The organism is Nannocystis exedens, from assembly GCF_002343915.1.
Classification (GTDB): Bacteria; Myxococcota_A; Polyangia; order Nannocystales; family Nannocystaceae; genus Nannocystis; species Nannocystis exedens.
The window spans coordinates 4304552-4330650 of sequence record NZ_NETK01000001.1; the positions used below are offsets into that span (position 1 = coordinate 4304552).

The 26099-nt window shown below is 71.6% G+C and carries 20 protein-coding genes; 10 read left to right on the forward strand and 10 right to left on the reverse strand.

All coding sequences use genetic code 11. The annotated features are described in order from the left end of the window. Positions 1-24 precede the first annotated feature (24 nt). On the reverse strand, positions 25-264 hold the full coding sequence (locus NAEX_RS52140) for a hypothetical protein (protein ID WP_100793461.1): 240 nt from the start codon (positions 262-264) through the stop codon (positions 25-27). 347 nt (positions 265-611) lie between these two features. Here NAEX_RS52140 and NAEX_RS16955 point away from each other — a divergent pair, with 347 nt between their 5' ends. Beyond that, complete coding sequence (locus NAEX_RS16955) at positions 612-1778, forward strand: hypothetical protein (protein WP_143141326.1); 1167 nt, start codon at positions 612-614, stop codon at positions 1776-1778. Then, positions 1729-2385, forward strand: a complete 657-nt coding sequence (locus NAEX_RS16960; protein WP_143141325.1) for a hypothetical protein — start codon at positions 1729-1731, stop codon at positions 2383-2385. Before NAEX_RS16955 ends, NAEX_RS16960 begins: the two co-directional genes overlap by 50 nt. Positions 2386-2800: 415 nt before the next feature. Here the strand turns inward: NAEX_RS16960 and NAEX_RS16965 are convergent, their stop codons facing one another. Next, positions 2801-3760: an alpha/beta fold hydrolase gene (locus NAEX_RS16965; protein WP_096328534.1), complete on the reverse strand. Its 960-nt coding sequence runs from the start codon at positions 3758-3760 to the stop codon at positions 2801-2803. Positions 3761-3829: 69 nt separating this feature from the next. Here NAEX_RS16965 and amrS point away from each other — a divergent pair, with 69 nt between their 5' ends. The 3 genes from amrS to NAEX_RS16980 all read left to right on the forward strand — a co-directional run bounded on the left by amrS (position 3830) and on the right by NAEX_RS16980 (position 7226). Next, complete coding sequence (amrS, locus tag NAEX_RS16970; protein WP_096328535.1) at positions 3830-4885, forward strand: AmmeMemoRadiSam system radical SAM enzyme; 1056 nt, start codon at positions 3830-3832, stop codon at positions 4883-4885. Between the two features lie 12 nt (positions 4886-4897). Continuing rightward, positions 4898-5734 (forward strand): AmmeMemoRadiSam system protein B, encoded by an 837-nt coding sequence (gene amrB, locus NAEX_RS16975; protein ID WP_096328536.1) that lies wholly within the window; start codon positions 4898-4900, stop codon positions 5732-5734. A gap of 277 nt (positions 5735-6011) precedes the next feature. After that, on the forward strand, positions 6012-7226 hold the full coding sequence (locus tag NAEX_RS16980; RefSeq protein ID WP_096328537.1) for a hypothetical protein: 1215 nt from the start codon (positions 6012-6014) through the stop codon (positions 7224-7226). Positions 7227-7297: 71 nt separating this feature from the next. Here the strand turns inward: NAEX_RS16980 and NAEX_RS16985 are convergent, their stop codons facing one another. From NAEX_RS16985 to NAEX_RS17005, 5 genes are all read right to left on the reverse strand, one after another. Beyond that, entirely contained in the window at positions 7298-7666 is a 369-nt protein-coding gene (locus tag NAEX_RS16985; RefSeq protein ID WP_096328538.1) for a hypothetical protein, read from the reverse strand. After that, on the reverse strand, positions 7663-8403 hold the full coding sequence (locus NAEX_RS16990) for a hypothetical protein (protein ID WP_096328539.1): 741 nt from the start codon (positions 8401-8403) through the stop codon (positions 7663-7665). The genes NAEX_RS16985 and NAEX_RS16990 overlap by 4 nt, the downstream gene beginning before the upstream one ends. A 119-nt stretch (positions 8404-8522) precedes the next feature. Next, positions 8523-8816 carry an acylphosphatase gene (locus NAEX_RS16995; protein WP_096328540.1) on the reverse strand — a complete coding sequence of 98 codons (294 nt, stop codon included), beginning with the start codon at positions 8814-8816 and terminating at the stop codon, positions 8523-8525. Positions 8817-8883: 67 nt separating this feature from the next. After that, entirely contained in the window at positions 8884-9720 is an 837-nt protein-coding gene (locus NAEX_RS17000) for a hypothetical protein (protein ID WP_143141324.1), read from the reverse strand. A gap of 4 nt (positions 9721-9724) precedes the next feature. Continuing rightward, positions 9725-11389, reverse strand: a complete 1665-nt coding sequence (locus tag NAEX_RS17005) for a DUF5777 family beta-barrel protein (RefSeq protein WP_096328542.1) — start codon at positions 11387-11389, stop codon at positions 9725-9727. A gap of 62 nt (positions 11390-11451) precedes the next feature. Here NAEX_RS17005 and NAEX_RS17010 point away from each other — a divergent pair, with 62 nt between their 5' ends. Together NAEX_RS17010 and NAEX_RS17015 are read left to right on the forward strand one after the other, a co-directional pair. Further along, positions 11452-12150, forward strand: a complete 699-nt coding sequence (locus NAEX_RS17010; RefSeq protein ID WP_143141323.1) for a hypothetical protein — start codon at positions 11452-11454, stop codon at positions 12148-12150. Further along, positions 12147-12659 carry a low molecular weight protein-tyrosine-phosphatase gene (locus tag NAEX_RS17015; protein WP_096328544.1) on the forward strand — a complete coding sequence of 171 codons (513 nt, stop codon included), beginning with the start codon at positions 12147-12149 and terminating at the stop codon, positions 12657-12659. Before NAEX_RS17010 ends, NAEX_RS17015 begins: the two co-directional genes overlap by 4 nt. Positions 12660-13175: 516 nt before the next feature. Here the strand turns inward: NAEX_RS17015 and NAEX_RS17020 are convergent. Further along, positions 13176-16112 (reverse strand): DNA topoisomerase family protein, encoded by a 2937-nt coding sequence (locus NAEX_RS17020; protein WP_096328545.1) that lies wholly within the window; start codon positions 16110-16112, stop codon positions 13176-13178. A gap of 337 nt (positions 16113-16449) precedes the next feature. Then, positions 16450-17175, reverse strand: a complete 726-nt coding sequence (locus tag NAEX_RS17025; RefSeq protein ID WP_096328546.1) for a hypothetical protein — start codon at positions 17173-17175, stop codon at positions 16450-16452. A gap of 579 nt (positions 17176-17754) precedes the next feature. Between NAEX_RS17025 and NAEX_RS17030 the strand changes: the two genes are divergently transcribed. Next, a complete protein-coding gene (locus NAEX_RS17030) occupies positions 17755-19719 on the forward strand; it encodes a hypothetical protein (RefSeq protein WP_143825583.1) in 1965 nt (654 codons plus the stop codon). A gap of 121 nt (positions 19720-19840) precedes the next feature. Further along, on the forward strand, positions 19841-20623 hold the full coding sequence (locus NAEX_RS17035; RefSeq protein ID WP_096328548.1) for a hypothetical protein: 783 nt from the start codon (positions 19841-19843) through the stop codon (positions 20621-20623). A 97-nt stretch (positions 20624-20720) separates the two neighbouring features. On the opposite strand, the gene NAEX_RS17040 is transcribed toward NAEX_RS17035, so the two are convergent. Continuing rightward, a complete protein-coding gene (locus NAEX_RS17040) occupies positions 20721-23138 on the reverse strand; it encodes an FG-GAP repeat domain-containing protein (protein ID WP_143141321.1) in 2418 nt (805 codons plus the stop codon). A gap of 638 nt (positions 23139-23776) precedes the next feature. Between NAEX_RS17040 and NAEX_RS17045 the strand changes: the two genes are divergently transcribed. Further along, entirely contained in the window at positions 23777-26098 is a 2322-nt protein-coding gene (locus NAEX_RS17045; protein ID WP_096328550.1) for a DUF4215 domain-containing protein, read from the forward strand. The last annotated feature ends 1 nt before the right edge of the window (position 26099 follow it).

A 26099-nucleotide genomic window follows, 5' to 3' on the forward strand; every position in this document is an offset into this window, starting at 1 on the left:
ACGTGCGGCGCACCGTCCTGCCGCCTACGCGGGACTCTCGCCCCTGCGCGCCGGCTCGCCCTCCCGGCGCGCATCGACGACATGACGCACCGGCTCGCCTCGTGCGCGCATCGACGACCCGACGCCGACGCTGGACCTCTCGCGCGCGTCGGCCCGCGCCGGCTCGCCCTCACGCGCGCGCATCGACGACATGACGCCGATGCTGGACCTCTCGCGCGCGTCGACGCGCGCCGGCGCGCCCTCACGCGCGCGCATCGACGACATGACGCCGACGCTGAACCGCTCGCGCCCGACCGCGCGTCGGCCCGCACCGACCGAGCATCGCGCGCCGTCGGCGAGTGCCGACCCTGTCCACGCGACATGACATCCGCGAAGCCGGAGGTCGGCTGCGGGCGTCCACGCGCGCGGCCACGTCCCGCGCGTCCCCGCAGGACCCCGCGACCCCGCCCGCTCCTCGGAGATCCAGCAGACCCGGCCGAGCCCGGCGTCCACTCGAGTTGACACCCGCGGACGGCCGCCGTCTCGCGCTCTGGACGACGGACCCGCCCACAACCGCGGGCGCCTCGTTGCGCGCCTGGAATGTGATCTGCAACCCAGCGGACCGGGCCGTCATGCATCAACCAGAGGCTTACCCATCACCTGTCCTTTCGACCAGATTATTCCTGCGCGAGCGGGACCTCCGCGGCGAACCGGCCGCCCTCGACGCCGCGCCGTCGGCGGTGCGCGTCGAGCTGCTCGGCGGGGAGCGGACGATCGCCATCACCGTGGTCCCGGCCGAGGCCGAGCCGGCGGCCGCGACGCTGACGGGGGCCCACCAGGCCGCGGCGCTGTGCGACCTCGACGCGCCGCCCGGGACGCCGGAGCTGGCGCTGCTCGTCTACGCGGCGCTGCAGCGGGCGCGGATCTGGCGGCGCGCCGCCGTCGTCAGCAGTGAGCCGTCGCTGGCCGCCGCGCCGCTGAAGCTGTCGGCGCTGGCGCAGCGCGGCCTGCGAGCAGCGCCGCTCGACCTGGCGATGCACCGCCTGTTCACCGCCTGCGACGAGGCCGGCTGCGCTCTGCTGGCCGCCCGCTTCGTCGCCGAGGCGGCGGCGTGCCTGTCCCGCCACGCCGAGGCGTTCGCCGACAACGCGTGGTGCCGGGCCGTCCACGCCGGCCGCCTCGCCCGCGAGCAGTACGTCGCCGCCCTCGCCAACACGCATCAGTACGTCCGCTACACCCCGCGGCTGCTCGCTCGCGCGATCTCCGTGTGCGACGACGAACCGCTGCGCGACCACTTCACCCGCCACTTCCGCGGCGAACAAAAGCACGACCGCCTCATCGAGGCCGACCTCCGCTACCTCGAGGCCGACGTCGAATTCGTGCTGCGTGCGATGGCCCCGTGGGGCCCCACGCTGACCTTCATGAGCGTGCAGGAGAGCATGGTCGCGTTCCACCAGGACCTCACCTGCTTCCTCGCCGCCCCGTTCGTCGCCGAGGGCCTGGCCGCCCGCGTCGGCCCGCTCGTGCTCGACGACCTCGCCGGCAACATCCGCCGCTGGGGCTACCGCGAGCCCGCGCGAGCGACCCGCTTCCTCGTCAGCCACGCGCGCGAGGACGGCGGCGACGACGGCCACTGGAGCGCCACGCTCGCCGTCCTCGCCCGCCTGCTGCGCGACGACACCACCCAGCAACGCTTCCTCGCCGCCCTTCACCTGGCCGCCGACGCCTTCACCGCGAGCTATGACGCCTATGCCGACTATCTCACCCTCTTCACCCCACCCCTCCTCGCTGACCCTTGAGGCCTTCTGCGCCGCCGAGCGCCCCGACCTCGCCGAGCTCTATTGCCTCGGCCAGGTCGACAGCTACCGCCGCCACCCCGGCTGCGTGGCCGCGCTCTGGACGGTCCACCTCGCCGAGGCCTTCGTGGTCCTCGCGCGCGCCCGCGACGGCACCGCGGCCGGCGGGATGCGGGTCCACCTGCGCCGCCCCGGCAGCCCGCTCCCGGTCGAACGGGCCCTCGCCGCGGTCTGCCCCATCGAACAGGCGGTCGCCCGCGCCCGCGGCCCGCTGGTCGAGCTGTGCGGCACCTGGGTCGCGGCCCCTCATCGCCGCACCGACCTCGCCGCGTCGCTGACCGCCGCCACCCTCGCGGTCGCCCGCGCCCTCGGAGCCGCGCAGATCGTCGGCTGCGCCCACCAGCACGTCCTCGACCTCTACCGCCGCTTCGGCGCCGTCGTCGACGACTCGCTCGGCACCCACCCCTACCCCGACCCCCGCTACCAGACCTGCGTGTTCTGGGCCGACCCCTTCGCCTGCCCCGAGGCGCAGGCCGTCGAGGCGTGGGCCGAGGCCCTCCGCGCCGGCCCCAGCGTCGAATTTGACCCGCTCCCGGCGGTCGCAGCGTGAGGGCTCTTCACCTGTCCCGAGGGACAGACAATGCCCCGCGGCCGGCGACATGTCCTCACGGCCATGTCGCCGCCCACGAGCGCGAACCCGCTCCGCCGCCGACGAGGCCGTGGCCCGCTGCGCGCTCGCCCGCGCCCTGGTCGACCGCAGCACGCCCTCGCCGAGGCCGCCCGGCTCGCCGCCCCGCCCGAGCTCGCCGGCCTCGACGCCTGGTCACCGCGCCGTGTTTTTAATGCTTCAGGACATGCTCGTACAGCCATGTCCGCGTCGCCATGTCCGATAGAGCATGCTCACGAGACCATGTTCTGTCGGACACCCACGCTCACCCCTACACCGCGGCCGAAAGACCGCGCCGCGTCTCGGCGCGCAGCGAAGGGGCCCCTTCGAGCATCCTCCGCCGCGGCCCCGGCGCGCGCTAGGAGTCGTGCTCGACGCGGCGGATGAACGCCTCGAGGATGCCCGACACCTCGCTCGCGCGCTCGCGGTGGGCCCAGTGATTGGCGTCGAGGCGATGGACCTCGAGGTCGGCGGCCACCTCGTGCACGTCGTCATAGAGCTCCGGGCGCAGCGCCATGTCGCGGAGCGGCACGACGAGGCAGGTCGGCACCTCGATCGGGCGCGGCGGCTGGGACTTGCGGAACAACGCCTGGCGGTACAGCGCCAGCGGCGTGAGGGCCGCCCGGCGGGTCCCCTCGGCGTCGAACTCGCGCAGCAGCGGGTCCTCCTTCGGCACCCCGCCGCTGCGCAGGGCACGGACCCACATCTCGGGGAACTGGCGGGTGATGAGCTGCTCGGGCAGCCACGGCAGCTGGAAGAACAGGATGTACCAGCTCTTGCGCAGCTGATCGAACAGGAACCCGAGCTCGCGCGGGTTCTTGGCCGCGCGGCTGAGGCGGCGCAGCATCAGGTTCGGGTGGGGCCCGGCGAGGATCGACAGCGAGCGCAGCCGTCGGGCGTAGCGCGGCTGCTCGGCGAACATCCACGCCAGCGCCGCGCCCCAGTCATGGGCCACCAGGTGGACCTGGCCTTCGGGACCGGTGAGCTCGTCGATCACCGCCTCGATGTCGCCGAGGTAGCGCTCGAACGCGTAGCCCGCGCGGGCCGACGGCGCCGTCGAGCGACCCACCCCGCGCTGGTCGAACGCCGCCACCGGGTGCGACTGGCCCAGCGCCGCCAGCTGCAGCGACCACGTGTCGACCGTGTCGGGGTAGCCGTGGAGGAACAGCACCGGCGCCCGGCGCTCGCCGCGGTCCCACGGGCGGCTGCGGACGACATGGAGCGAGACATCGTCGTGCGCCACGAACACGTGCTCGAGTCGAGCGAGCTCGGCATGGAGGTCGGCGCGGGCTTGGTCGTCGTGGGGGTGTCCTGACATGGCGGCGCAAGCTTACACACCCCGGCGCGGACTTGCATGCCGCCCCGCCCGGGCCAAACCTCGACATTCATGACCCACCCGGCCCGCTACTGGCACCGCGAGGGCGAGCGCATCGTTTGCACCGCCTGCCCGCGCCTGTGTACGTTGTCCGAGGGGCAGCACGGCTTCTGCTACGTGCGCAAGCACGAGGACGGGCGCCTGGTGTCGCTCGCCTACGGCAAGCCCAACGCCGTCGCCGTCGACCCGATCGAGAAGAAGCCGCTGTGGCACTTCCTCCCGGGGACCACGATCCTCAGCATGGGCACCGCCGGCTGCAACCTCGGCTGCCGCTTCTGCCAGAACTGGGACCTGTCGAAGGCCAAGTCACACCACAAGCGCGCGCTCGAGTTGGCCCCCGAGGACGTGCCGGTGCTGGCCCGCCGCGAGGGCGCCGCCTCGGTCGCCTTCACCTACAACGACCCGACGATCTACCCCGAGTACGTCATCGACGCGGCGCGGGCCGCCCGCGCCGCCGGGGTCGCGGCCGTCGGCGTCACCGCCGGTTACATCTCCGACGCCGCACGCGCCGACATGTACCCCGAGCTCGACGCCCTCAACATCGACCTCAAGGGCTTCACCGAGCGCTTCTACCACAAGCTGACCTTCTCGCACCTGCAACCTGTCCTCGAGACCATCGAGTGGTCGGTGAAGCGCGGCCTGTGGGTCGAGCTCACCACCCTGGTGATCCCCGGCCACAACGACGACCCCGAGGAGCTGCGGGCCCAGTTCCGCTGGATCGCCGAGCACGTCGGGCCCGACGTGCCGCTCCACCTCACCGCCTTCCACCCCGACTACAAGCTGCAGGACGTCGAGCGCACGCCGCCCGAGACCCTGATCCGCGCGCGCGACGAGGCCCGGGGGTTCGGCCTGCGCTTCGTCTACACCGGCAACATCTGGGACCGCGTCGGCTCCGTCACCTCGTGCCCGGGCTGCGACCTCCCGCTGATCGAGCGCCGCTGGCACGCCGTCGCCGCCAACCGCGTCAAGGCCGACGGCACCTGCCCCGGCTGCGGCGGCAAGATCCCCGGCGTCTTCGACGAGCGCAGCCAGACCGCCTCGGGCGGGCAGCGCTACCATCTGTTGTGAAAGGACGCGCTCATGCCCCACGCCGAGCCCCACCGCCCGCCCGCCGTCGCCGACCGCTTCTACCCCGGGGAGCCCCGCGCGCTCCGCCGCGAGCTCGAGCGCTGCCTCGTCCGCGACGTCGCCCCGGTGCCCGCGCGCATGATCCTCGCCCCGCACGCCGGCTACGTCTACAGCGGCGCTCTGGCCGGAAGGACATGGTCGCACGTACATGTCCCCGAGCGCGTGGTGCTGCTGTGCCCCAACCACACCGGACGCGGCGCGCGGAGATCGATCTGGCCCGGCGGCCAGTGGGACACCCCGGCCGGCCCGGTGCCGATCGCCGCCGACCTCACCGACGCGCTGGTCCGCCACGCCGGCCTCCAGCCCGACACCGCCGCCCACCTGCGCGAGCACGCGATCGAGGTCCACCTGCCGTTCTTGCGCGCCCGCAACCCGCAGGCCGAGATCGCCGCCGTCTGTCTCGGCGGCCTCGACTTCGCCGAGTGCCAGGCCGTCGGCGTCGGCGTCGCGGCGGCGCTCCGCGAGCTCGAGGCCGAGGCCCCGGGCGCGGCGCCGCGGGTGCTGCTCGCCGCCAGCAGCGACATGTCCCACTACATCCGCGCCGACGAGGCCGCCGCGCTCGACCGCCTCGCGCTCGAACGTCTGCTCGCGCTCGACCCCGCCGGTTTGTACGACACGGTCCAGCGCCACGACATCAGCATGTGCGGGATCTTGCCGGCCACGGTCGCGCTGGTCGCCGCGCGCGAGCTGGGCGCGACGCGAGCCGAGCTCGTCGGCTACACCCACTCCGGCCAGGTCACCGGCGACACCGACCGCGTGGTCGCCTACGCCGGCGCCGTCGTGCAGTGACGGTTCGCGCCGTCGTCGCCTCGTCGGGCGCCGGGTCGCCTGCGACGGCGCCCTGGTGCGGTGACGCCTCCACACCGTCCGCGACGAGTCGACCCGCCCAAGCCTCCGCGCGGTGCAGTGGAGCCTGCACGACGTAAGCGCCGCTCCTGCTTTCCTGGAGTGTCGGCGCCGGCGTCGCGGCGGCCTGCGGACGCTGCGACGTGCAACGAATTGCACGCGAGCGGGCGCATGCGGCCGGCGAAATAACGGCCAGGCGGCGGTTCGTTGGGGCAGCGTCATGGCCCGCACCCGCGATCTCGTCGCCCTGTCCGCCATCCTCGTCGCCCCGCTCGCCGCGATCCTGGTCTCGCAGACGCTGCCCTCGGTCGCGGTCGACGCCGCCACGGGCTCGGAACCGCCCTCCACCCCTGAACCGCTCGCGCCCGCTCCGTCCATGCCCGCCGCGGTCGAGCCGCCGCCGCCCGTCTCGCCGGCGGCCGCGCCCGGGCCCGTGTCCCCGCAGCCGACCGCCGCTCCGGTGCTCCCGCTCGCGGCCGGCGGCCTCGTCGGCGAGGCCATGCTCGTGCGCAAGGACGCCCTCGTCCTCGACACCCACGCCGACCTCCGCTGGGCCAGCGGTCGCGCCGTCATCAAGGCCGAGCCCAGTCACTTGCTCGCGACTCGAGCTGTCCGTTGGGACAGCCTGCCCGAGCGACTGCGCGGCCTCGCGGAGGCGACCATGATCGTCCACGCCGCCGACGGCAGCACCTGCGTCGCCGGCGTCGGCGAGCCCAGGCTCCACCTCGAGCAGATCGGCGACGTCTTCCACTCGATCGACGCCGACGGCATCGAGAGCTTCGCGCCGCCGACCGACAAGGCTGTCCTTCGGGACATGGTCAAAACGCAATTCGCCGAGGCCGACGACCTGCTGCTGCTCGCCCGCCACCGCTCCGCCGCCGGCCGCCCGTGCGAGGGCCTGTGGGCCCGCCGCGCCGACCTCCCGCCCGCGACCGTGTTCGGCCGCCGCGACGCCGGCCCGGCCGAGGCCGCCGCGCTGAAGGCCGAGGTCGCCGCGGTCGTGCGCGCCCAGCCGGAGTTCGCCGTCCTCGCCGGCGAGTACGCCGAGTACCTCGCGCCGATGGACACCGAGCGCCGCGCCGACCTGCCGGCGTGGGACGACTTCGTCGCCGCCAACCTCAAGACCGTCGCCTGGCACGAGATCGGCGGCTCGCGCCAGATCGTCAGCGTGGAGCTGCAGCTCATCGATCGCATGGCCTGCAGCGACGAATTCGGCGGCAGCCTCGCCCTCCTGCTCGAGCGCCGCGACGGTCAGCTCGTCCGCCTCGGCCAACCCGGCTGGCTCGGCCTCGCCGCGCTGATGGACCTCGAGGGCGACGGCGTGCTCGAGGCCGTCACCGACGACGGCTTCGAGACCGTCCTCCGCACCCACGACCCGAACGGCGTCGAGCGCCGCGACGGCTACTCGGTGCCGTACATCGGCTGCCCGTGCTAGCACCCCGCGCTGCGCCCCTGACCGAGGTCGTTCGCTCGCCACCCACGCCGGTCGCTTCGTGCGGACGGGCGTTACGCGGGCTCGAGCCGCACCAGCGCCCGCACCGCCCGGGCGTGGTTGCGGGCGACCAGGAGCTCCTGGGCGCCGATCTGCAGGCGCAAGTGGTAGTGGGACTTCACCCGCAGCAGCTTCAGGCCGTCGTATCGCTGGGCGGCGCGGCGCATATGGACCTCGCGGGAATGTTTCAGCAGTTGGAGGAGGCGCTCGTGGTTGCTGTCGCTCGCGCTCGTGTCGAGGCTGACCGCCCTGCCGGTGAAGTGGTACGTCGCATAGTAGAAGGCGGCGATCGCCAGGCGACGAGCTGCCTCGGTCGCCTCGATGGTCTGGGCGCGTTCGCAGTGCAGCAGCGCCTCGGCCCAGAGCTCCTCGGGGGTGATCACGGGCGGAGCTCCTCGAGCGGGATCTCGGGGCCGTAGACCGTGAAGACGACGCGACCGATCAGGTGTGAAGAGCCGCCCGGAACCCCCTCCAGAACGTCGAGGAGTTGGTCCTGGAGCTGGTCGATCTCCGCGTACGAGTCCGCGTCGGTCCAGTAGTACAGGGCCAGGCGGTCGTGGACGCCGTCGATACCCACGATCGACGCGCCGAACGAGGACACGCGCTCGCCCAGGGCGGCCTCGATTGCCGATTGTCTCGCCTGCCAGCCTTCGACGAGCTCGTGCCTCGCCAGGAACTCCAGCATCGGGTGGTCCGGGCGGCGGGCGGCGAACCACTCGAGCTCGCCGTGGCGGACTGCGATCTGCGCCGCGATCTCGACTCGAGCTGCGTCGAGCTCGCCCAGCGCTCGTTCATCGAGGCTGGCCAGCACGCGCTTGGCCTGGACGACCAGCCCCGCGTCACCGAGGCCGGCGGCCAGGTTCAGCGAGATCTCCGGAGACACGGCCGGCAACGAGCGCCACAGCTCGAACCCTCGCGCGGCCTCTGCTCGCGCCTCACGGGCCTTGCCGGCGAGGACGAGCGCGTTGTTGTAGGTGGTGGAGGCGATCAGGTTTCGCGGCTCACGGGCGGCTTCCTGGGCGAGCTCGTGCAGCACTTCGGCCAGCAGCGAGCCGTGGTGCGCTTCGAAGCTCTGGAGCCGTTTGTGCAGCGCGACCGACTTGAGCGCCGGGAGGGTCATGTTCGCGCAACGTAGCTCGAGCGCGCGAGGTCGTCGAGGTGACGCCGCTGCGCAGCCGGCCGACCCATTTCGCGTGGGCAGCCCCAACGCGAGTCGCCTGGCTCGTCGCGTCTCGCCTGCTAGCGCAGCACGATGAAGCTGAGCGGCATCTCGGAGTCGACGGGTTCCCACTCGACGTCGACCGACGTGACGCGGGCGGCGGGCGGGCCTTTGCGGCACCAGTCGACGAGCGCCTCGACGCGGGCGCGGGTGCCCTGGGCGCGGAGTTCGACGCGGCCGTCGGGCAGGTTGCGGACCCAGCCGCGCAGGCCGAGGGCCTGGGCCCTGGCTTGCGCGCTGGCGCGGTAGTAGACGCCCTGGACGCGCCCGTCGACGCAGACGAGCGCCTGGACCACTTCGAGTTCCTGTCCCATCGGTCCTGTCCTCGGTGTCCTGTGCGTTCTTCCATGTCCCGGAGACCATGTCTCCGGGGCCACATCCTCAGTTGTTCATCGCTCCTGCGGCGATCCACTCCTCGATCAGGGCGACCTTGGCGTCGTCCATCAGGCCCATGACCGGGGGCATCAGCGTGCCCATGCCGCCGGCCTCCTCGAAGCCGCCGGCGAGCTTGAGGTACAGGTAGCTCGCGGCCGGGTCGCCGGGCTCGACCAGGTTCAGGTCGACCGTCGGCGACTGGACCCCGACCAGCGCCCCGTAGGAGTCGCCCATCGGCATCTCGAGCATGCCGTTGGCGGCGCTCGGCGCGGAGAAGTGGCACGAGCAGCTGGCGTCGATGATCGCCTGCACGTTGGCGAAGGTCGGCTCGGCGGGCGCGCCGGTGGTGTCGGTGCCGCCGGTGTCGGTGTCGGTGTCGGTGTCGGGGCCGCCGGTGGTGTCCGGCCCGCCGCCCTCGAACTCGGCGCCGCCGATCCACGACAGGATGACCTGGTTGTTCGGGTTCAGGAAGTCGTTGTCGGCCGGCATGCGCGGCACCGTGCGGGTGAGGCCGAGGCTCGACAGCAGCGCGTCGGGCAGCATCACGATCGCCAGGTACGAGTTCGCGGTGTCGCCGAGCGTCACCAGCGGCACGCCGTTGATCTCGCCGGTGAGGATGCCGTCGAGCTCGTCTCCGGCGAGGATCGGCAAGGTCGCGCCGGGCGAGTGACAGCCGGCCTTGCCGCAGCTGCCCTCGAACGCCGCGCGCACGGCCGGCGGCACGCCGCCGCCGCCGCCGCCGCCGCTGCCCTCGGTCTCGATCGCCTCGAGCTGGTTGCAGCCCGCGAGCAACGTCGTCGTCGCCAGGGCGAGGGACACGGACTTGGATGTCTTCCGGGACATGTCGTTACAGGCTCCACTTGCGGCTGAGGTTGAAGCCGAAGAAGAAGTTGCCGCGGTCGGTGAACGGGTTCTTGCTCTGACCGCCGGGGGCGTACAGGTTGGTGTGGATCTCGCGGGTGTTGGTGATGAAGATCTGGAAGAAGTGCTTGCCGGTGTTGACGGAGCCGCCGATCGCCCATGAGCCGATGTTGCTGCCGTTCCGGTCGGCGTTGCCGCCGCGGTAGAAGAACACGTCGGCGGGGATCGGCAGGTGGTACTCGAGGTCGATGCCCCAGCGCTTCTTCTGGCCGAGCCACACCGTCGAGGCGATGCCGATGCCGAGCGTACCGCGCTTGTCGCGGACCCTGACCGGCCCGGCGACCTCGTCGTCGGGCAGGTCGACCTGCACGTTGGCCGAGTGGTTGGTGCGCAGGTGGTAGCCGACGGTGAGCTGCGTGCTCCAGCGGTCGAACCACAGCCGGCTGAGCAGCAGCTGGAAGTTGCCGGCCCACGGGTTGGCGGTGTTGCTGGGGAAGTCGCGCAGGTACTCGACCGAGGCGTAGCCGCCGAAGCTGAGCTTCTTGCCGTCCTCCTGGCGGATCGGGATGTACTTGGTGCCGAGCTCGTAGCCCTTGCGCGAGTTGGTGCGCCGGATCAGCACGTCCCAGCCGTTGAGGATGCCGTAGGCGAAGCCGTACGAGATGTTGGCGCCGGCGTCGAGGCCGAACGCGCCGCGCTCGGCGCCGACCTGACCGAAGCGGTGGTCGATGCGGAACTCGAAGGTGCGCCGGCCGAGCGTCGTCGTCGTCGGCAGGTTGATCTGGAACGTGCCGTGGAACGGCGACTTGCCGCGCTCCTTCTCCGCCGGCTTGTCGTCGCCGCCGGCGGCCTCGGCCGGGGCCTCGCCCGGCTCGGCCGCGGGGCCCTCGATCGGCGCCGGCGTCTCGCCCGCCGCGCCCGCGCCCGGCGACTCGCCGAGCGCGACGATCCACGAGCGCACGAGCTCCATCTCCTTGGCGTTCAGCGGGTCGTCGCCCATCGGCATGACGTCGCCCTTGATGCCCTTGTGGCCGGGGACCAGCTTGGCGACCAGGTAGCTGCCCTCCGGGTCGCCGGGCACGACGAAGCGCTTGCCCGATTCCTTCGACTTGTCGCGCGACAGGTGCGCCAGGTCGCCGACGAGCACGACCTCGCTGCCGCCGGCCTCGTGACAGGCGCTGCACTTGTCGTCGAACAGCTTGCGGACCTTGACCTCGAGGTCGGCCGCCTTCTTGTTGCCGGCCGCGCCGCCGCTGCTGGCCGAAGGGGCAGGTGCCGGTGTGGCCGCGGGCGCCGGGGCGGTCGCCGGCTTGAGGCCGGCGATCCACTCCTTGAGCGCCTTCTTCTGCGCCGCGGGCAGCGAGTCGCCGGGCGGCATCGCCTCGCCGGTGATGCCCTTGGTGCCCATGACCTTGGCGTAGAGGTAACTGGCGTCGGGGTCGCCGGCGACGACCAGCGGCTTGCCGGTCGCCTTCGACTTCACCGAGGTCAGCCGCGCGGGTGACCCCGCGAGCGACACCTCGTCGGCGCCATCATCGTGACAGGCGGTGCAGCTGTCTTCGAAGATCGCCTTGACCTTCGCCTCGAGGTCAGGGGCCGGCGCGAGGGCCGAAACGACAGCCAGAACGAGTGGTGCTGCAGGCGCGAGCATGTGCGTCAACCGTGAGTGTTACCACAATGCGTGGCGCCAAACTCTCCGATAATATCCGCGCCATGCGCCCAGCTTTGACCCGGCTCGTCCTCGCGTCGCTGACGCTCCTCGCGTGCAACACGAACCCGGAGTCGGCGACGAAAGACGCGCCCGTCGTCGCCGGCAAGACCGACGCCCCGGAGGCCAAGGGTCCGCCGCCGGCCGACATCAAGGCCGCCCTGCCGCCCCCGTCGACCGAGACGAAGACGGCTGGTGACCCCGCGACACCTCCGCCCGGCGACGCCAAGGCCCCGGACGACGCCAAGACCGACGCCGCTGCGACCGCTGGCGAGACCGCTCCGCCGCCGCCCGCGGCCGATCCCGCCGCTGCCGCCCAAGCCAACAAGAAGCTGCTCGACGAGGCAAAGGCGAAGAAGACGTCCGATACGCGCGCGAAGAAGGCGCTCGAGGAGGCCGAGAAGGGCGGCGCCACCGTGCGCGAGCTCGCCGAGGCCGCCAACGCCCGCGGCGAGGCGCTGTTCGACGAGCCCGAGCGCGCGGCCGCGTTCTTCACGTGGGCCAAGGACAAGGACACCACGTACCCCGAGCCGGTGTTCAACCTCGCCAAGCAGAGCGCCAACGCCGGCGAGGTGCCGCAGACGGTCGAGCTGCTCAAAGAAGTGTCGAAGCGCGGCGGCAAGAAGCTGCTCAAGCAGGTCGGCTTCGACCCGACGTTCGAGATCGTCAAGGACGACGCCGAGGTGCAGAAGCTGATCAAATGAGCGCGCGTCCGGTCGGCGTCCTGTTCGTCTGCTACGCCAACATCGTCCGCTCGCCCCTGGCCGCCGCCGTGTTCACGCGGCTGGTGGCCGAGCGCGGCCTGGCAGCGCGCTTCCGCATCGACAGCGCGGGCGTGGCCGCCGACGCGGGCAACCCCGCCCACGCCGGCAGCGTCCGTGTCGCCGCCGACCACGGCCTCGCGCTGGTCCACTCGAGCCGCCTGCTGCGTCGCGACGACCTGTTCGACTTCGACGAGGTCCTCCTGCTCGACCGCCTGGTCGCCTCCGAGCTGCGCCGCCTCACCGCCGGCTCCGCGTTCGGCCCGATCGCCGGCTCCGGCAAACCGGCGCGCATCCGCTTGCTCGCGTCGCTCGCCGACCCCGGCGCCCGCGGCGCCGACCTCGACGTCCCCGACCCCGTCCGCGGCGGCCCCGAGGGCTTCCTCGCCGCCTACCAGCAGATCGCCCGCGCCTGCGCCGCGCTGCTCGACGATCTGGCCGTAAAAACATAACTTCGTGACCTGCTTTGCAGGGCATGTGCTTTCGAGCATGGCGCTCCGAGCATGTCTTTGTGGGCATGTCTTTTTAGACATGTTGGAGTCGGGTCGGGCGCGTCACGCCGCCGCGCTCGCTTTGTCGCCTCGCTCGTACGTCTCTCGGACCCCGGGCGCGGGCCTCGCTCGTGAGTCCGCCGCGCCGAACCGGGCGCCTCGCGCGTGACACCGTCGCGCGACGCAGCGTGCCTCGCTCTTGCGACCATCGCGGAGCAGAGCGGCCGTCTCGTTCGGGAGTCCGTCGCGCAACGAAGCGCGCGCCTCGCTCGGGAGCCCGCCGCGCGACGAACGGCGCTTCCCTCGTGGGGCCGCCGCGCAGTCGCGGGGCTGTCGCCCGCCCCAGGCGTCTCGCTCGTGAGTCCGCCGCGCGGCGACCCGAGGGTCATCTCCCTCGAGAAGCTGTCGCGCGACGAAGCGCGGGCGCCTCGCGGCGCCCGCTCATGGTCCTGACCGCGGGCGCCTCGCGGCGCGCGCTCAGTTGCGCAGCGAGGGCGCCTTCTCGGGCGCGGGTGCGGGCGCGGCGACCACGGTCGCGGGCTTGTTGTCGCCGGCGGCCTTGTCGGCGAGCGCGTCGGGGTGGATCTCGAGCTCGGCGAGCCCGCCCGGGATCAGCAGGTCGGCCACGGGCGTGCCCTCGGCGATCACGCTGCCGTCGCGGCGCTTGAGCACGATGGGCGGGTGGGCCTTCTCGTGGGCGGCGAGCTGCTTGCTCAGCGCCGCCTGCTTGGCCTCGTCGAGCGCGGTCCAGGCCAGGCGGCCGCGGCACTTGGGGAACTTCGAGCAGCCGAGCCACGGGCCGCGCTTGCCCATGCGCAGGTTGAGCGGCGCGCCGCACTTCGGGCACGGCACGTCGACCTCGAGGGCCGGGGGCGTCGGCAGCTTGACGCCCTCTTTCTTGTCGAGGTTGATGACGAACTTGGTGTTCGGGAAGTTGACCGAGGCGAGGAACGGGCCGAAGCGGCTGTTGCGGAGCTCCATGTCGGAGCCGTCCTCGGGGCAGACCATGTCGACGCGCTCGGGCAGGAGCGGCCGGCCGTCGCGGGTGATCGGCGCCGCGTAGTTGCACTCGGGGTAGCGGGTGCACGACAGGAAGCGGCCGTTCTTGCCGAACCGGTAGCAAGTCGGCGCCCCGCACTCCGGGCACTTGTAGATTGCCGGCTGCGCCTCGGCCTTGGCGTGCGTCATCGTGTCGCTGGCGCGGTCGAGCGAGCGGCGGAAGCCGCCGTAGAAGCGCTCGAGCATCTTCTGCCAGTCGGCGCCCTTGTCCTCGATCTCGTCGAGCTGGGCCTCCATCGCCCGCGTGTAGCCGACGTCCATCAGGTCGCTGAACGCCTCGACCAGCTTGTCGGTCACGACCTCGCCGAGGTCGGTGGCGTAGAAGCGGCGGTCGAGCTGCTCGACGTACTTGCGCTCCTGGATGACCGAGATGATCGACGCGTAGGTCGACGGACGGCCGATGCCCTCGGCCTCGAGCGTCTTGACCAGCGACGCCTCGGTGTAGCGCGGCGGCGGGCTCTGGAACTTCTGCTGCGGCTCGATCGAGAACGTCCCGAACGCCTGGCCCTCGCCGAGCGTCGGCAGCGTCTGCTCGTCGGTCGCCTGGACCCCGAGCACCTTGAGGAAGCCGTCGAACGCCAGCGTGCGGCCGGTCGCGCGGACCACCGCGCCGGTCGGCTTGTCGGCGCGCTCGAACATCACCGCGGTCGCGTCCCACTGCGCCGGCGTCATCTGGCACGCCACCGTGCGGGCCCAGATCAGCGAGTAGAGCTTGAACTGCTCGTCGGTCAGCGCCTCGCGCAGGTCCTCCGGGCGGCGGTTGATGTCGGTCGGCCGGATCGCCTCGTGGGCCTCCTGCGCGTCCTTGTTCGACGAGGTGTAGATGTTGGGCTTCTCGGGCAGGTACGGCTCGCCGAAGCGCGAGCCGATGAAGCCGCGGATCTGCGTCAGCGCCTCGGCGGACAGCGCCGTCGCGTCGGTACGCATGTAGGTGATGAGACCGACCTGGCCCTCGCCCGGGATGGCGATGCCCTCGTACAGCTGCTGGGCCGCCCGCATGGTCCGCTGGGTCGTGAAGCCGAGCTGATTGGCGGCGGCGATCTGCAGCGACGAGGTGATGAACGGCGCCAGCGGGCGCGAGGTGGTCCGCTTGGTCTCGACCGACTTGACGCGGTAGCGCACCCCCGGGTCGACGGCGCCGGTGACCGTGCGCAGCGTCTTCTGCGGGCCCTTGCCCTCCGGGTTGTCGCGCGCGGTGATCTTGAGGTCGCGCAGGCCGACGGCCTCGACCGCGCGGGCGACGTCGGCGGACAGGTCGCGCGGGGCGGTCGCGGCGGCCGTGAGCGAGAACTTCTCGCCGCCGAGCTCGACCAGCTCCGCCTCGATCGCCGCGTGCTGCGACATCCACGTGTTCTGGGCCTTGAGGGTCGGGCCCTTGCCCTTCTCGTCGACGGTGGCGAGGAACTGGGCCCACGCGGACGCCAGCGGCGCGGCCTGGCTCGGGTCGACGCACAGGCGGACGGTGACCTCCCAGCGCTCGTCGGGGACGAAGGCCGCGATCTCGCGCTCGCGCTCGACGATCAGCTTGACCGCGACCGACTGCACGCGCCCGGCCGACAGCCCGCGGGCCACCTTCTTCCACAGCAGCGGCGACGCCTGGTAGCCGACGATGCGGTCGAGGATGCGGCGCGCCTGCTGGGCGTTGACCTTGTTGACGTCGATCGGCCGCGGGTTGGCGAACGCGCGGTGGACGGCCTGCTGCGTGATCGCGTTGAACACGACCCGGCGAGCCGCCTGCGGCGGGATGCGCAGCTCCTCCGCGAGGTGCCAGGCGATCGCCTCTCCCTCGCGGTCAAGGTCGGTTGCGAACCACACCTGCGACGCGCTCTTCGCCAGCCGCTTGAGGTCGGCGACCGTCTTGCTCTTATTGGTCAGGACCACGTAGGTCGGGCGGAAGCCGTGCTCGAGGTCGACCCCGGGCACCGGCTGCTTGGCGCCCTTCTCCGACTTGGTCGGCAGGTCGCGGATGTGGCCGACCGACGCCTGCACCACGAAGTTCGAGCCGAGGTACTTGTTGATCGTCTTGGCCTTCGCGGGGCTCTCGACGATCACCAGTTGCTTGCCGCGCGCCGACGCGCCTTCGCTGCCGCCCTCCGCCTCGTCGCCCTCCTCGGGCGCGGCCGCGGGCGCGGCCGCGGCGGCCTTGGGCGCCTTCGTGGCCTTGGGCGCCTTCGCCGCCTTCGGCGTCGCGGCCTTGGCGGCCTTCTTCGCCGGCGCCTTCTTGGCGGCGCCCTCCGCGGCCTTCGGCTTGGCTTTCGCCTTCGCCTCAGTCGCCTTCGCCTTCACCTTCGCGACCTTGCGGGTCTTGGTGGGGGCGTCGGTCTTGGGGCCGTCTGCAGAGGAAGCTCGCGCCATGGGGGTCACGTGTGAGACGAGATACAGGAAGGAGGGGCAATAAAAAAGCCCCGGACCTGGCGCCGCCAGGTCCACCGGAGCCTACCTCTTTAATAGAAGCCTCACGGCGGCGCCAGCGAGACGCGGAGCGGCGCCACGAGGGCGACGAGCGCGGGCAGGCGGTCCGAGCGCGAGTTCAGGTCCGGGACCGGAGCATTGGGCCCCTGGAGTCGCGGTGCAAGATCCCGGCGCGCGGATCTGGTCGTGCGATCTCGTCGCGCCGATCTCCTTGCTCGTCGCGGCAGGCGAGCTTACGCGCGGGCGCGGGCGCGCGACGCGGCCGCGGCGCTGGAGAGGTTCACACGCCCGGCGCCGGCGCGCCGGTGCAGCGCGGCACGTAGTCGGGGTTCTTCATCTCGCACACGTCCTCGACGCAGGGGCAGCCGAGCAAGTAGCAGAAGCCGCGCGAGCTGGCGACGCCGAGCTGCTCGATGCAGTCGACCAGGCTCTTCTGGTCGCCTTGCGAGAAGATGGTGCAGCCCTCGGCGAACGGGTCCTGGTTGGTGGCGTGCTGCGGGCCCCAGCCGGTGCGCTTGGCGATGATGTCGGAGCCGTTGGCCGCGCGCCACTTGCCGTCGACCATGATGCAGTCGCGGGCCGGGTCGAGCTCCTGCGTCTGGCAGCACTGCGAGCCCATGCAGATCTCGTTGATCGTGTCGGCGTCCCACTTCGGGTTGCACGGCACGGGGCAGCCGTTGATCAGCGGGCTGTCGAAGTCGCCCGTCTTGACGCACATGCCCTGGGTGCTGAGCGCGTTGTTGTTGTCGGAGAACAGCGGGGCGCCGTACCGCTCGTTGCTGACGCCGTCCATGTAATAATTCGGGAGCTTGCCGCCGACGGTGGCCGGGTCGTCCGAGCAGCACGTCTCCTCGCCCGGGCAGCCGTTGTCGCCTTGCTTGGTCGCCTGGGCCGGGTTGCACCGGAACGACGGGATATCGAGCTCCGGCTCGAAGCACGCGACCGAGGTCACGGCGCCCACGCTAAACAGGGCGGCGTAGGTCAGGGCAGTCTTGAGGAGGTTCAACGCGGTCTCCTTGCGGCAGCGTCAACGTGGCACATCCGGCCACAGCTTGTAAAGCATCCGTCGCGCGCGCCCGGCTTTCGCCACCGCGCACACGGCACCCGGCATACGCCCGTTTCGCCTGCGCCGCCGGCACGCACAGCTCGCTGCGAGGGCGGCACGTGGCCGGCCGGCGCGGCAGCCCTCGCGCGGGCGATGGATGGCATGGACGGCGTGGCGCGTATCGTCCGTGTGTCCACTTCTTCACGACCGTCCGCACCGCCACGCACGTGCGCCGCTGACTTCGCGCGCATGTCCCAGGATGCGGTCCGGGCGGGTTCCGGCCCGGCTTTTGGCAGTTTCCCCGCGGCGGGCTATCCTCGGTCCACCATGCCAGTATCGCTGGGTCGCGGGGCCTCGCCCCGGCTCGTGCGCGCGCGACCGCTTGCGGCGCGCTGGAGCGCGTTTTTCGCCCTCTGTTTCGCCTGCTCGAGCACCCCACCGGCGGATCTCCCCTCCAAGCCTGCGCCCGAGGTCCCGACTGGAGCCGCCGCCGGCGCCGCGCCGCAGGCGAGCGAGCCCGCGGCTCCGCCGGCCGCCCTGGTGTTCCCCAAGACCAGCCAGCGCGAGCAGCCCGCGGGCCACGCGTGGGTGTTCGACGGCCCCGGCGCGGAGCCCAAGCGGCAGGAGATCGCCGCGGCCGAGGCCGCCGGCTACACGGTGATCGACCTCGGCAACAGCTGGGTGCCGTACATCTTCAGCGAGAAGACGGTCGCCGTCGACGACACGCAGCCCAACGACTACCGCAAGCGCTACATCGACCTCGCCAACGACCGCGTCGACGCCGACGGCGAGCCGCTCGACAAGCACGAGCGCAACTTCCTCGAGCTGTACGGCATCCCGCCGACGCTGCAGGTCGTCGCCAGCGAGTGGCGCGCCGCCGACAGCGAGGTCGGGCCGTGCCTGCAGGCCGCCGGCTTCGACCCCGAGGTCCTGCGCGGGTGGACCGGCGGCGGCATCGCCTACGAGAACAAGAAGGTGGGCGACGTCCGCCGGCTCGCGCGGCTGCGGGCCGCGCTCGAGAAGGACATGAAGAAGGCCAAGCTCGACCCGGCCGACCTCGAGCAGGCCAAGGGCCACCCGAAGCTCGGCCGCGCCTACGACAACTGGCGCGCGCTGCAGAACAAGGTCGACGTCGTCGACCACGCCCAGCGCCGGCTCCGCTGCGAGAAGATGTTCCAGTCGGCCGAGGGCGAGGGCACCTACACCAAGGGCGAGTTCGACTCGGCGACCACCCACGCGCTGGCGCAGTTCGAGAAGAAGCACGCGATCATGGGCTGGGGTCACTTCACGCGCGAGAACCTCGAGGCGCTCGCGCGGACCCAGGACGAGAGCGCCCACCGCCGGCTCCTCCGCGTCATCGAGGAGCGCGTCGTCTCGGCCGCGGCGATCCTCGAGGACGGCAGCGCCGCGCGCTGGAAGCCGAAGTTCCGCTGGAAGGACCGCCGCGGCGAGGAGCAGCCGCTGCGCGACGTGGTGCGCGAGTCGGTCGACGCGGCCGTCGCCGCGCTCGACCTCGGCACCCCCGAGAGCGCCCGGCGCCAGCTCGACAAGCTCAGCGAGCTCGGCGGCGGCAACTTCGACGAGCTGCTGGTCGCGGTCAAGCTGCCGCCGCGGCCCGACTACTACCTCGAGGACATGGCCTTCGAGGTCGTCATCGACCGCGGCGACGTCTGGTACGACTTCCCGTTCGACAGCAGCGGCAAGCGGCTCTCCCAGCCGCGCGAGCGCTACCCGCACCTCACCCTCTACACCGTCTACGAGGGCCAGAAGATCCCGCTGGTCCACTGGCGCACCACCATCGGCTCGTGGCGCAGCGAGATGTACAACGGCGGCGAGTACTACAAGTACAAGGACTCCGACGTCGGCCCGCGCGTGTGGAAGGAGATCGTCGCGGCGCCGGTGTGGATCCCGCCGGCGACGACGCCGCCGCGCGAGCTTGTGCGCCGCAAGTGGAAGGACGGCCGGGTCCGCACGGTCGTCAACAACGCCGAGTTCGGGCCCAGCTACACCTCGGCCTACGGCCTGGTCGCGGCCTACCACATCAAAGAGATCAAGAACCCCGACGGCACCCTCAAGGCCGACTTCGACAACTCGATCCGGACCCACGGCAGCGTCGACTACATGTCGATCCTGCGCCGCTACTCGCACGGCTGTCACCGCCTCTACAACATGTCGGCGGTGCGGCTGTTCTCGTTCATCCTCAGCCACCGCCAGTTCGTGCGCGAGGGCCAGATCAAGCTCGGGTTTTCCCGCGAATTCGTCCACGAGGACCAGACCTTCAAGATCTCCCTCAAGACCCGCGGCTATCGTTACAAGCTCGTGCAGCCGATCGCCGTCGACGTCACCGAGGGCCGGATCAAGGGCACGCGGCAGAAGCCGATCGAGGGCTACATCCCCAAGCCGAGCGACACCCCTGCGCCCGCTGACGGCCCCGCCGCCGAGACGCCGGCAGGACCTGCCGAGGCCGCTGCGCCTGCCGAGAACAACGTACTCAGCCCCAGTTGATGTGGGTTAGCGCACCCACCTCGAACCCCCCGCTGTGCTCGCGTGCTGCATGCTTCGCGCGGCGCGCCGGTCACCTGTTCGCGCTTGCTGAGGCGCCGGCCCGGGCGCAAGATTCCGCGCCGTGCAGCGCAACCTCTCGACCGGTTTCGAAGACAGCTACCGTCGTCACCTCGTCGTCGAGCAACGCAAGGCCGTGCTCGAGACCATCGCCCGCGAACTGAGCCCGACGACCACGCTCGGCGACATCGTCGACGCCGCGCAAGAGCTCGGTTGGGGCGACGCGATGGGCGAGCTGTCGCTGGGTGAATTCGCCGAGGCCCTGCTCGGCGGCGAGGTCGCGGCGCCGGCCGTGCCGCCCGCGGTCGCCGACGCCGGCGAGCCCGAGGACGAAGGCGAAGAGGAAGAAGAAGAGGACGAGGCGTCGGCCGAGGAGCCCGAGGACGACGACGACCTCAGCGAGACGGAAGAGGACGTCGCGCCGCCGCCTGCCCCGAAGGTCAGCAAGGGCAAGGCCAAGGCCGCCGCCAAGAAGACCGCCAAGGCCGCCACCAAGTCGGGCAAGGGCGGCCGCGTCGTCCCGACCCAGACCGCGCTGCCGATCATCCCCGCCCCGCCGCCCAAGAAGGGCGCCGCCGGCGGCAAGAAGCTGAGCAAGAAGGCCGCCAAGAAGGCCGCGATGTACGTCCCGGCGATGCAGGACGACAGCGACGCGATGAACCTCGACCAGGCGGCCAAGCTGCTGGTCCCGATCGTCCGCAAGCTCAAGGAGGCGACCATGCAGGACCTCGAGGAGCAGACCGGCATGGGCCGCCGCAAGCTGCGCTTCCACATCGGCCAGCTGGTCAAGCACGGCCGCCTCAAGCGCCACGGCATGGGCCGCGGCACCTGCTACACCGTCAAGTGACCTGTCCGTAGGGGCAGGCGATCGCAGGCTGCCCCGAAAGACAGCCTGTTTGAAAGACCCGATGAAGGCGAGCGCGCTGCGCTCGCCTTCGTCGCGTTCAACCCGGCAGCGGGCACTTGCCGGTGCCGCTGGCCGAGTTGTTGTCGACGCGGCACTCGTGCCACGCGTGCATCGGCATCGCGTCGTCGACGACCACCCACACCACCGACGAGCCGTCGAGCAGCCCCGGCGGCGCGTTGGGCAGCAGCAGCGTCACGTCCTCGGCCTCGGCCGGGTACAGCACCTTGGTCGTCGCGCCGCTGCCGAGCAGCGTCCCGCCGTTCATCGGGTCGCCCTCGAAGAAGTGGACCGGCACCCCCGCCGGCACCGACGCCTCGCCGATGTTGCGCACGCGGCCGACCAGCCCGTACGGGTCCGGCTCGCACGCCAGGCGCAGGTCGACGATGAGGTCGGGCGCCGCGAACTCGCCCTCCGGCTGGACGTTCTGGCGGAAGTTGTTGAGCCCGGGCGTGAGCCAGTTGGTCGGCTCGATCGCCGGGATCTTCCCGCCCTCCTCGGTGTTGGTGACGTGGTACGAGTGCTGGTTCCACACCCGCCGCGTACGCACCCACCGGCCCTCGCTGTCGCCGAAGATCCGCACGCCCGTCTGCTTGGTCCCGTCGCAGTTGATGCTCGAGTAGTTGTTCGACACCGCGACGATGTCGGCGTGACCGTCGCTGTCGACGTCGGCGATCACCGGGTACTCGACCAGCGTGCCCGTCGTGTTGCACGTGCTCCACAGCACCTCGCCGTCGGTCCCGCGGTACACCCGCAGGCGGATCTCGTCGGAGTACACCACCTCCGCGCTGCCGTCGCCGTCGAAGTCGAACACCGACGAGCCGGTCGCCGCCGACGAGCAGTCCTGCGTCTGCTTGATCCACAGGAACGTGTCGACGTCGGCGACGTTCGGGTCCATCAGCTTGGTGCCGTCGAACACCGCGTAGCCGACCCCGCCGGCGACCGCGACGTCGGGCGTGCCGTCGCCGTTGAAGTCGGCGATGGTCGGCGGCCCGCCGCCGCCCGTGTTGCCGGCCGAGCCCATCGGGCACAGGTCGGGCGACAGCATCCCGTTGATGTCGATGCCCGCGCGGATGATCTGCGCGCCGTTCGGCGCCTGCGGATCGTGGCGCCACACGATCAGGTGATGCGGCGTGGTCGCGCTGTTCTTGTTGTTGGCGATCACCGCCACCTCCGGCTTGCCGTCGAGGTCGAGGTCGGCGACCGCCGGGTAGGCCCCCTCGAGCCCGGTCGTCGCCATCACCCCGCCGGCCGCGTTGAACGCCCCGCGCGGGTGGATGATGTCGAGCTGCCCGTCGCCGTCGAGGTCGGCCGGGGTGTTGAAGCCGCCGACGCCGAGCATCAGCTCGGTCGCACCGGTCGCCCCGTCGAGCACCGCGCCGGGCACCACGATCTCCGGCTTGCCGTCCTGGTCGAGGTCGGCGATCGACACGAACGCGCAGCTGCCCGCGTACGTCGACGTCCACAGCGGCTGGCCGTCGCCGGTGAACGCCCGCGTCTTGCCGGTGGTCGAGCAGGCCACCAGCTCGTTGCCGGGCAGGCCGTCGATGTCGCCGCCCGCGAGCTCGCGCCCCGGCGCGATTGGGTCGGCCATACCGCCGTTGTAGGTCCACTTCTCGACGATCTGGCCGCCGACGATCGAGATCACCCGGATCGTCCCGTTCTCCTGGTACTTGCCGTCGACGAAGGTGGTGAACGCGATCTCCGGGATGTCGCGCTCGTCGACGATCGTGTCGCAGTTGTCATCGTCGAGCTGGACCACGATCGGGGTCATCATCACCGTGCCGGCGTCCCAGTGGTACTTGACCGACGGCGTGAACTGGCCGGCGCCCGGGATGTACTGGCAGGTCGCCAGGCACGTCGGCGGGTCGCCCGGGTCCTCGCCCTCCATGCACTTCGGCGGCGACGGCAGGCACTTGCCCGTGGCCGGCACGATCCCGCCCATGCACATCATGTCGCCGCCCATCATCGCCGGCTCGCCGAGGCTGTACTCGCAGTACTCGTCGTCGGCGCACTCGCTGGCGTCGATGCACGAGTCGCCCGGCGTCACGCAGGTGTTGAACGAGCAGATGTCGCCCTGCGGGCAGCACACGTCGCCGCACGCGTGGTCCTCGTCGGGACAGCACTCCTCGCCGATGCACACGCCTCCCTTCGCCTCGCAGTCGGCAGGGCACACCCCCGCGGTCGTCTCGCCGGTGCTGCTCGTCGTCGGCTCGCCGGTCGACGTCGGCTCGCCGGTCGTCGCCTCGCTCGCCGACTCGCTCATGCCGCCCTCGCTCGTCGACGTCGGCGTCGTCGTCCCCGCCGTATCCGTCCCGGTCGGCGCGCTCGCCCCCGTCGTCGTGAGGCTGCCCGTCATCGTCAGCCCCGCGCTGTCCATCCGTCCGTCGTCACCGCAACCACTCAGCGCGCCGCACACCGCCGCGGCCCAGCCGAGTCCCCGCAAGCTCGTTGTCATGCGCGCAGGGTACAGACGCCCTCACGAGCCGGGCAAGCCGACCGATGCGTGCGATCCATTGCGCACCGCGTCGCCTGCGCCGCTCGATAACGATCGGTGAAGTCCACGACGCCGCGACGACGAGACGTCCCCCGCACCCGAGATCCGCCGCGATTCTTTCATGTCTTGAAGGCCAGGTTCATCCGCACGCCGAGCCGCGCCGACCGGCTCGTCCGACTCGCTCGAGCCCGACGCGGGGCGAGCCCTCGGCAGCCGCGCGCGAGCGAGCCGCGGAGCCGCGCATTCACCTGTCCTTTGAGACAGGCCAATTCCGTGCGCGACTCCACCGCCGCGACGCCCCGCGCTCCCGAGCCTCCCCCGCCCCCCCTCACACCAGCCACCGATCCCGTCGCGAACGCAGATCGCCCAGACGCTCGAGCACCGAATGCGCCGCGCCGCGACCACGCGCGCGAGCGCGCCCCGTGATTCGACGCCGAGCGGCCCCTCGGCGCGCCTCTGGTGCCCGCAGACCCCATTCTGATATCCAGGAGAGGTCTCCCGGCGACAGTGCATGGGTTTGGCGGGCTGGCGCGGGACGTGGAGGAGTCATGAAGCGATCGATCATCCGAATTGGCGATTGTGCAGCTGTCTTTTCAACCATGTTGATGATCGGCGCCTGCGGGCAGACCGACCCGACGGCCACCGGCGGCACGACCGACGGCGGGGCCGGCACCGACGCGCAGACCAGCACGGGCGCGCCGGTCTCGACCGGCCCCGACCCGACCCCCACCGGCACGCCGACGTCGACGATGGGCATGAGCGGCACGACCGTCGACCCGACCACCGGCGATCCGTCCACGACCACGACCACCACCACCGACGACACCTCCTCCACCACCGACCCGGGCCCCGCCTGCGGCGACGGCCACGTCGATCCGGGCGAGGCCTGCGACGACGGCCCCGACAACGGCGCCGGCAAGCCGTGCAACCTGCAGTGTCAGGCCAACACCTGCGGCGACGGCGACCAGGGCCCCGGCGAGGAGTGTGACGACGGCGCCGACAACATGGACTCCAACTCCTGCAAGGCCGACTGCACCAACAACGTGTGCGGCGACGGGGCCGTCGGTCCGGGCGAGGGCTGCGACGACGGCGACGACGACGACGCCGACGACTGCACCAACGCCTGCGCGCTGGCCAGCTGCGGCGACGGCATCGTCGCCCCGACCGAGCAGTGTGACGACGGCAACCTCGACAACACCGACGCTTGTACCGACACCTGCACCGACGCCACCTGCAGCGACGGCCATGTCCAGCCGAGCGCCGGCGAGGAGTGCGACGACGGCAGCGACAACGCCGACAACGCCGCCTGCACCACCGCCTGCAAGCAGAACGTGTGCGGCGACGGGGCCCTCTACAACACCGGCGACGGCGCCGAGGAGTGTGACGACGGCGTCGACAACGGCGCCGGCAAGGCCTGCAACGCGCAGTGTCAGTTCAACACCTGCGGCGACGGCGACCAGGGCCCCGGCGAGGCCTGCGACGACGGCGACCTCGACCCCGGCGACGGCTGCTCGTCGACTTGCAAGCTCGAGGAGTGCGGCAACGGCATCCTCGACCCCGGCGAGGACTGCGACGACCAGCAGAACGGCGACGACGACGACGGCTGCACCGACAGCTGCGAGCTCCCGGCCTGCGGCGACGGCATCCACCAGCCGAGCGAGGGCGAGGAGTGCGACCTCGGCGGCCTCAACAGCGACAGCGGCGCCTGCACCGTCGCCTGCAAGCTCGCGACCTGCGGCGACGGCCTCGTCCAGGCCAACGTCGAGCAGTGCGACGACGGCCCCGGCAACAACGGCCCCGGCAAGGCCTGCAACGCGACGTGCAAGACCAACGTCTGCGGCGACGGCGACAAGAGCCCGAGCGAGGCCTGCGACGACGGCAACGGCAGCAACGACGACGCCTGCACCAACGTCTGCAAGCAGGCCAGCTGCGGCGACGGCTTCGAGCAGCCCGGCGAGGAGTGCGACGCCGGCGACAGCAACAGCAACACCGGCGCCTGCACCCTCGCCTGCAAGAACCCGATCTGCGGCGACACCTTCGTCCAGCCCGGCAAGGGCGAGCAGTGCGACGACGGCAACCTGTCGAACAACGACGCCTGCCTCAACACCTGCAAGACCGCCAGCTGCGGCGACGGCGTCGTGCATCAGGGCGTCGAGCAGTGCGACGACGGCAACCAGGTCGGCAACGACTTCTGCAGCAACCAGTGCCTGTCGCCGACCTGCAGCGACGGCGTCAAGAACGGCAGCGAGACCGGCGTCGACTGCGGCGGCCCCTGCGGCAAGTGCGGCCTCGGCGGCTCGTGCCAGAGCCACGGTGACTGCGCCCAGCAGGCCTGCGTCAACAACGTCTGCGTATTGACGAAGAGCTGCAAGGAGCTCAAGCAGGCCAACCCCGCGCTCGGCGACGGCGATTACACCATCGACCCCGACGGCGGCGGCTCGGTCCAGCCGCTCGTCGTCCACTGCGACATGGACGCCGGCGCTTGCGGCTACACCATGGTCCGCTTCAACGACGGCGCGCTCGGCGGCCACCAGGACGCCTACACCAACAAGTGCGCCGCCGTCGGCATGGAGGTCATCGTCCCGCGGACCAAGGCCCACGCCACCGCGATCGTCGGCTGGAACGGCGGCGTCGTGCCCAACCTCTACAACGTGTTCCCCAAGTACAACGGCGCCCAGTACATCACCAACTGGACCGGCCGCTGCCAGGGCCAGCCCTGCACGTTCTGGATGACCGACAACGCCCAGGGCAACGTGTCCTGCCTGGCCCCGCCGGCCTCGCACGAGCCCAACGGCGACAACAGCGTCAATTACCGCATCTACAAGTGGAACGAGGGCTGCGGCATCGAGGGCGGCTGGAACGACGCCGACGCCTCGGTGGCGTACACCGGCTGGGTGATCTGCTCGACCAACGACTGTTGAT